Consider the following 6,359-nt stretch of genomic DNA (forward strand, 5'->3'; position numbering starts at 1 on the left):
CCCGGGCCCCGTGGCACCGCCCGACCCGCGGCGCCGCCCCGCGCCCCTCACTGACCGCTCAGCACACCCGTGCGGTAGATCGTGCCCGAGCACGCGTTCGGGATCGTCGTCTCCGCACTCGGCGCGCCCGGCTCAGCCGTGTGGCTGACCGCGACGCTGCCGTCCGCCGTGCCCCCGCCGTCCGCGGCGACGAGCTGGGGCTCGGTGTTCGACGAGGTCGTGCCCGTACCGGTGCCGGCGCTCGTGCCCGACGAGCCGCCGTCCGACGGCGTGGGCGAGGGCGAGGCACCGGTCGCCGGGCAGCTGTCCTTCGGCACCCAGGCGAACTTCACCTCGTACGCCGTGTCCGGCTTCAGCAGCAGCGAGGCCGTCTCCTTCGAGGGGTCCGGCAGTCCGCTCGCCGCGTCTCCCGCCGTGTGCGCAACCACGGTGATCTTGGCGGCGTCGGCCGCTCCGAGCGCCTGGAAGTTGATCGTTCCGTCACCGCTGACCGCGCAGTCGGTCTTGGAGACATTGGCGATGCGGAAGGTGCCGTACACCTTGCCCTCGGCGTCCGGCTTGGCCGCCTGCGCCGAGGTGACACCCAACTGCTTGGCGTCGCAGGCCGGTGAGCTCGCGGCCACGGTGCCTGGCGGGTTGACGACGTCACCCGTCGCGCCGTCCGTGGAGCCGGAGGGCTGCTGCCCGGGCGTCTGGGTCGCGCCGCCCTGGTTCTGCCCGGTGCCCTGGCCGCCGGAGCCGGGACTGTCCGTCCCCTGCTCGCCGCCGTCGGCACCTGCCTCGGACCCGGTGCCGCCCTGTGCCTGTTCGCCGTGTCCGGCGTTGACGGGGTTGGCGCTGTCGCTGCCGCTGGAGTTCGCCACATGGACGAAGGCGGGGACTGCGGCGCCGATCAGCAGCGCCGCTGCCGCCGCACCGACCAGCGCCTGCCTTTTGCGGGCGCGCCGCGCGGGTACCGCCCTTCGCAGATGGTCCAGGGCGCCTTCCGAGGGCTCAAGGTCCTGCACGGCCCCTTGCAGCAGCCGTCGCAGGGCTACTTCGTCGCCACCGAGGGCTCCGAGGCCGCCCAGCTCATTTTCCGGCCCGTTGTTCACAATTCCGTTCCCAGTCCGGTCGTCAAACGGCTCGTCCGGCCCATACCGCTCAAACCTGCGCCTGTGCCCGCTCATGCCGTGGCCTCCATGGCGACGCGCAGCGCCGCGATGCCCCGCGAGCCGTACGCCTTCACCGAGCCCAGGGATACTCCCAGCGTCTCGGCGACCTGAGCCTCTGTCATATCGGCGAAGTACCTCAGCACCAGCACCTCGCGCTGGCGCCGCTGGAGTCCGCGCATCGCCTTGATCAGCGCGTCCCGCTCCAGCTGGTCGTACGCCCCTTCCTCGGCGCTCGCCATGTCCGGCATCGGCTTGGAGAGCAGTTTCAGTCCGAGGATGCGGCGGCGCAGCGCCGACCGCGACAGATTCACCACGGTCTGGCGCAGATACGCCAGGGTCTTGTCCGGGTCCCGCACCCGGTTGCGCGCCGAGTGGACGCGTATGAACGCTTCCTGGACGACGTCCTCGCAGGAGGCCGTGTCGTCGAGAAGCAGGGCAGCGAGACCGAGCAGCGACCGGTAGTGGGCGCGGTAGGTCTCGGTGAGGTGATCGACTGTGGTGCCCGCAGTCATAGTGTCCTCAGCGCCCTCGCGCTGGGACGGGATGCGGGTGGTGCGGGGCGCGGGCATGGGGGCGATCACCGGCATGCCGCCGGACGGGCGGGGTCTGCGGAGCGGGCGCACTGTTGCGCCGCGTACCGGGACCACCCTGGTGAAGTCGAGAACCTCTGCCACGCCTGTTGGACACGCTTCCCCCCGTCAGGGTTGTACGCGTACGCCACCGTTTTTGACGGTGAACCAAATGCGCTCATGCGTACACGCTCTTCCCCAATGCCCCTTTTCTTCGCGGCACCGTGAAGGGGCAACCGCAAAGACGCTCCCCGCCCAACTGCCGGTTGCAGTAAGGAGGGAAGCGAATCGTCGAACATCCTTGCACCCCAGATCAAGTGGTACAGACCTTCGACTTGCTCACAGGGTGTTCACATATCCTATAAAGCCCTCCGCTTCCGCCGCTCCGATTGAGCCAGAGGCGGATACGGAGATGGATCATGAGGAGGCGAGCCCGGGCCCGATCTCCGCCGCCACCGCCTCCGCGATCTGAGCGGAGTTGAGCGCGGCACCCTTACGGAGATTGTCCCCGCAGACGAAAAGCTCCAGCGCGCAGGGGTCGTCCAGTGCCCGTCGCACCCGCCCCACCCAGGTCGGATCCGTCCCCACCACATCGGCGGGGGTGGGGAAATCACCGACCGCCGGATTGTCGTAGAGCACCACCCCGGGCGAGGTCGCCAGGATCTCGTGGGCCCGCTCCACCGTGACCTCGCTCTCGAAGCGCGCGTGCACGGCGAGCGAGTGCGTGGTGAGCACCGGTACGCGGACGAACGTCGCCGCCACCCGCAGTCCCGGCAGATCAAGGATCTTGCGCGTCTCGGCCCGCAGCCCCAGCTCCTCCGACGACCAGCCGTCGTCCTGGAGGGTCCCGGACCAGGGCACCACGTTCAGCGCCAGCGGCGCCGCGAAGGGCCCGAGCTCGTCACCCACGGCCCTGCGTACGTCTCCGGGCCCGGCACCCAGCTCCGTACCTGCCACCAGCGACAGCTGGGCACGCAGCGCCGCGACGGCGTCACGTCCCGCGCCGCTGACGGCCTGGTAGGAGGAGACGACCAGTTCGCGCAGCCCGAACTCGGCGTGCAGCGCGCCCACTGCCGGAGCCATCGCGAGCGTGGTGTCGTGCGGACTCGCGACAATGCCGCGCGGGCGGACCCGTACGGCATGCGGATTGACCTCGGGAACGACGAGCGGCACATCCGGATCCAGCCGGAAAGCGCCCGAATTGTCCACCACGACCGCGCCCTTGGCCGCGGCGATCGGCGCCCACTGCGCGGACACCTCGTCCGGTACGAGGAAGAGCGCGACGTCGACGCCCGCGAGGGCCTCTTCGCCGAGCGGGACGACCTCAATCTCCTCGCCGCGCACGGCCAGCTTGCGGCCGGCCGAGCGCGGCGAGGCGACGAGTCGTATGTCGCCCCAGACATCCGCGTGCTGCGAAAGGATCTGGAGCATCACCTGGCCGACGGCCCCGGTCGCTCCGACGACCGCGAGCGCCGGCTTGCGGGTCATCGCCCGGTGCCTCCGTAGACGACGGCCTCGTCGGAGTCGGAGTCGAGACCGAAGGCGGTGTGCACGGCGCGCACGGCCTCGTTGACGTCGTCGGCGCGCGTGACCACCGAGATACGGATCTCCGAGGTGGAGATCAGCTCGATGTTCACGCCCGCGTCGGAGAGCGCCTCGAAGAAGGAGGCGGTGACGCCGGGGTTGGTCTTCATGCCGGCGCCGACGAGCGAGATCTTGCCGATCTGGTCGTCGTAGCGCAGTGAGTCGAAGCCGATCGCGCTCTTCGTCTTCTCCAGGGCGTCAATGGCCTTGCGGCCCTCGGTCTTGGGAAGGGTGAAGGAGATGTCCGTCAGCGCGGTGGTGGCCGCGGAGACGTTCTGCACGATCATGTCGATGTTGATCTCGGCGGCCGCGATGGCACGGAAGATCGCGGCGGCCTCGCCCGGCTTGTCCGGCACTCCGACGACCGTGATCTTGGCCTCGGAGATGTCGTGGGCGACCCCGGAGATAATTGCCTGCTCCACCTGCTGGTCCCCTTGCGGCTCGTTGCTGACCCAGGTTCCGCGCAGCCCGGAGAAGGACGAGCGGACATGGATCGGGATGTTGTATCGGCGTGCGTACTCGACGCAGCGGTGCAGCAGCACCTTGGAGCCGGAGGCGGCGAGCTCCAGCATGTCCTCGAAGGCGATCCAGTCGATCTTCTTCGCCTTCTTCACGACCCGGGGGTCGGCGGTGAAGACGCCGTCGACGTCGGTGTAGATCTCACAGACCTCGGCGTCCAGCGCGGCCGCCAGGGCTACGGCGGTGGTGTCCGACCCGCCGCGGCCGAGGGTGGTGATGTCCTTCTTGTCCTGGGACACACCCTGGAAGCCGGCGACGATGGCGATGTTGCCCTCGTCGAGCGCCGTACGGATCCGGCCCGGCGTCACATCGATGATGCGCGCTTTGTTGTGGACCGAGTCGGTGATGACGCCTGCCTGGCTGCCGGTGAACGACTGGGCCTCGTGGCCCAGGTTTTTGATCGCCATCGCCAGCAGGGCCATGGAGATCCGCTCTCCTGCGGTCAGCAGCATGTCGAATTCTCGCCCGGCAGGGATCGGGGATACCTGCTCGGCGAGATCGATCAGCTCGTCCGTCGTGTCGCCCATCGCGGATACCACGACGACCACCTGGTGGCCGTTCTTCTTGGCATCGACGATTCGCTTGGCGACGCGCTTGATGCCTTCGGCATCGGCAACGGAGGAGCCTCCGTACTTCTGCACGACAAGGCCCACGTGCGCTCCTCGCTCAGTCTGTTTCGTTCCGCACTACTGCGGTCGGCTCAGTCTAACGAGCGGCCGGACGCCGACCCGGTGCTGTCACATGGTGAGATGTCCCGCTCACTACGTGATCATCAGGAGGGGTCACGGCCGCTCGGTGGTGACCCCTGCCCCGGCTGATGCGGGGTACGCAGGGTGTGGCGCGGGTCACAGGGCGCCGCGCGTATTCAAGCCAGAGGCCCTCACGACTCGACATCACGTGGATGAAGGACCCGGCCCTCGACGACGCGGACAGCCTGCTGCCGCCCGAGGTGATTGCCCAGGAGATCGTCGAGGACCTTCAGGCAGCACTCGACGAGTTCGCGGCGATCGCAGAGGCACTGGGTGGCGAGGTCAAGCCGGACACTGACGCGGAGACGGCAGCCGTGGAGTCCTGACCCAGGCCTGGACGAGCTTGAACACGTCCACACCGGATGCCCCGGGCCACTGGCCTCGGGGCGTTCGCCTAAACGTCAGCCGTTCCCGGCTCAACGACCCACCGGCTCGGGTACCCGGCCAGCTCGGCGATCTGGTCGTAGTCCTGGTCGTAGTGCATGACTCTGATCCGGTGACGCTGAGCGGTGGCAGCGATCACCAAATCCGCTAGCGATAAGGCGCGGTGGTTGCCCTTCTCGATCGCCTTGTCCTGGGTCTCGATCGCCGAGTCCCATACGTCGTCGGGGCACGGCAGATGGTCGAACCCGAAGAACCAGCGCCGGAGCCGTTTGGCATCGGCAGCGCTGCGCGCGGAGTACATGGTCTCCACTCGCACGGCCGCTGTGACGCACAGGAGCCCGCGCTCCCGTAGGGGATCCAGCACCTCCGCAACTGCCGGCCGGTGCCAACGCGCCAAGGCGGACTTGTCCACGAGGAATCGCTCGTTCACGCTGCGGATGTCCCCTGACCTGGATCGTCGCGGACGTCGTACGTGAGATCGATTTCGCCGGACTTGATGGCGTCGCTGAACTCACGTCGCCGCAGCCGCTTCGCAGCATCCATGACGGCAGCTTCGACCGCTTCCTCGTCCGTCTCCACACCGAACTCCGTGCGGACGTCTGCCAGGAATTCGTCGTCGATCTCGACAGTGATGCGGGCCATGACCGGCCCCCTTTCCACACGGCGTCTCACGGGGTCTCCTCCACGATAGGTCTCCTCCGGTTCTCGGGTATTGATTCCGTCAGCCCCGGCCCCGTGGCGGGAGCCCCGCCGCGATGCGGGCCTCATCGGCTCGGAAGTGGTGGTTCACGACGTACTCGATCGGGGCCGCGCGGAAGGTGTCGGGCACGTAGCCGACGGGGGGGCAGGTGTCGTCGCACTCGGGCTCCCGGTCCAGCTCTTCGCGGCAGGCGGCGCAGAGGCCGTTCGTGAGCTTCGTCGTCGTCTCGTCGGCCTCGCAGCCGGCGCAGATCATCACGATCTTGTTGACCCGTGCGCGGGCGCGGCTGACGGTGGACTTGGGTGGCATCTTGTTCTCCAGTCGGGTTCGGGCGATGGCGGCCGGGCTGTGGACGGTCGGCGGCAGTCCGGCGGTCAACGCCTGGGTGAGGTGGTTGTGGGTTGCCCCACGCGCCAGCCACTCGGCGGCCAGCGGTTCGAGCGCGGCGCAGTCGGCGGCGGACAGGGTCATACGGGGTTCGGTGCGGCCGAGCCGGGCGAGTACGCCGTACGCCTCCGACGGGGAGGGCGTGGGGGCGGGTGCCGGTCCGTCTGCCTCGCCTGCGTCATCCACGCGGGCCAGGCCCGCCCGGCCCAGCAGAGTGACGTCGATCCCGTGCACGCGGCGGACGAACTCCGCCCACCACACGTCCGACCTGCGGATACGGGACCAGTACGTCCTCGTCACCCAGCGCATCGAG

Annotated in this window: 7 protein-coding genes and 1 pseudogene; 1 reads left to right on the forward strand and 7 read right to left on the reverse strand. The window is 69.0% G+C overall.

Going from position 1 to position 6,359, the window contains the following annotated elements; genetic code table 11:
• Positions 1-47: 47 nt before the first annotated feature.
• The 4 genes from ABZS64_RS31850 to ABZS64_RS31865 all read right to left on the reverse strand — a co-directional run bounded on the left by ABZS64_RS31850 (position 48) and on the right by ABZS64_RS31865 (position 4,479).
• A complete protein-coding gene (locus ABZS64_RS31850) occupies positions 48-1,094 on the reverse strand; it encodes a hypothetical protein (protein WP_355837223.1) in 1,047 nt (348 codons plus the stop codon).
• A gap of 71 nt (positions 1,095-1,165) precedes the next feature.
• Complete coding sequence (locus ABZS64_RS31855) at positions 1,166-1,741, reverse strand: SigE family RNA polymerase sigma factor (RefSeq protein ID WP_355837237.1); 576 nt, start codon at positions 1,739-1,741, stop codon at positions 1,166-1,168.
• A 399-nt stretch (positions 1,742-2,140) separates the two neighbouring features.
• Entirely contained in the window at positions 2,141-3,211 is a 1,071-nt protein-coding gene (locus ABZS64_RS31860; protein WP_355837225.1) for an aspartate-semialdehyde dehydrogenase, read from the reverse strand.
• Complete coding sequence (locus tag ABZS64_RS31865; protein WP_355837227.1) at positions 3,208-4,479, reverse strand: aspartate kinase; 1,272 nt, start codon at positions 4,477-4,479, stop codon at positions 3,208-3,210. Before ABZS64_RS31865 ends, ABZS64_RS31860 begins: the two co-directional genes overlap by 4 nt.
• A gap of 248 nt (positions 4,480-4,727) precedes the next feature.
• Here ABZS64_RS31865 and ABZS64_RS31870 point away from each other — a divergent pair, with 248 nt between their 5' ends.
• A complete protein-coding gene (locus ABZS64_RS31870; protein ID WP_355837229.1) occupies positions 4,728-4,901 on the forward strand; it encodes a hypothetical protein in 174 nt (57 codons plus the stop codon).
• A 68-nt stretch (positions 4,902-4,969) separates the two neighbouring features.
• On the opposite strand, the gene ABZS64_RS31875 is transcribed toward ABZS64_RS31870, so the two are convergent.
• From ABZS64_RS31875 to ABZS64_RS31885, 3 genes and pseudogenes are all read right to left on the reverse strand, one after another.
• Positions 4,970-5,389 (reverse strand): PIN domain nuclease, encoded by a 420-nt coding sequence (locus ABZS64_RS31875; protein WP_355837231.1) that lies wholly within the window; start codon positions 5,387-5,389, stop codon positions 4,970-4,972.
• On the reverse strand, positions 5,386-5,601 hold the full coding sequence (locus tag ABZS64_RS31880; protein ID WP_355837233.1) for a type II toxin-antitoxin system VapB family antitoxin: 216 nt from the start codon (positions 5,599-5,601) through the stop codon (positions 5,386-5,388). The genes ABZS64_RS31875 and ABZS64_RS31880 overlap by 4 nt, the downstream gene beginning before the upstream one ends.
• A 79-nt stretch (positions 5,602-5,680) precedes the next feature.
• Positions 5,681-6,359: pseudogene (locus ABZS64_RS31885) on the reverse strand (hypothetical protein); the annotation flags it as partial.

The organism is Streptomyces sp. NPDC005408, assembly GCF_040606445.1.
Taxonomy (GTDB): domain Bacteria; phylum Actinomycetota; class Actinomycetes; order Streptomycetales; family Streptomycetaceae; genus Streptomyces.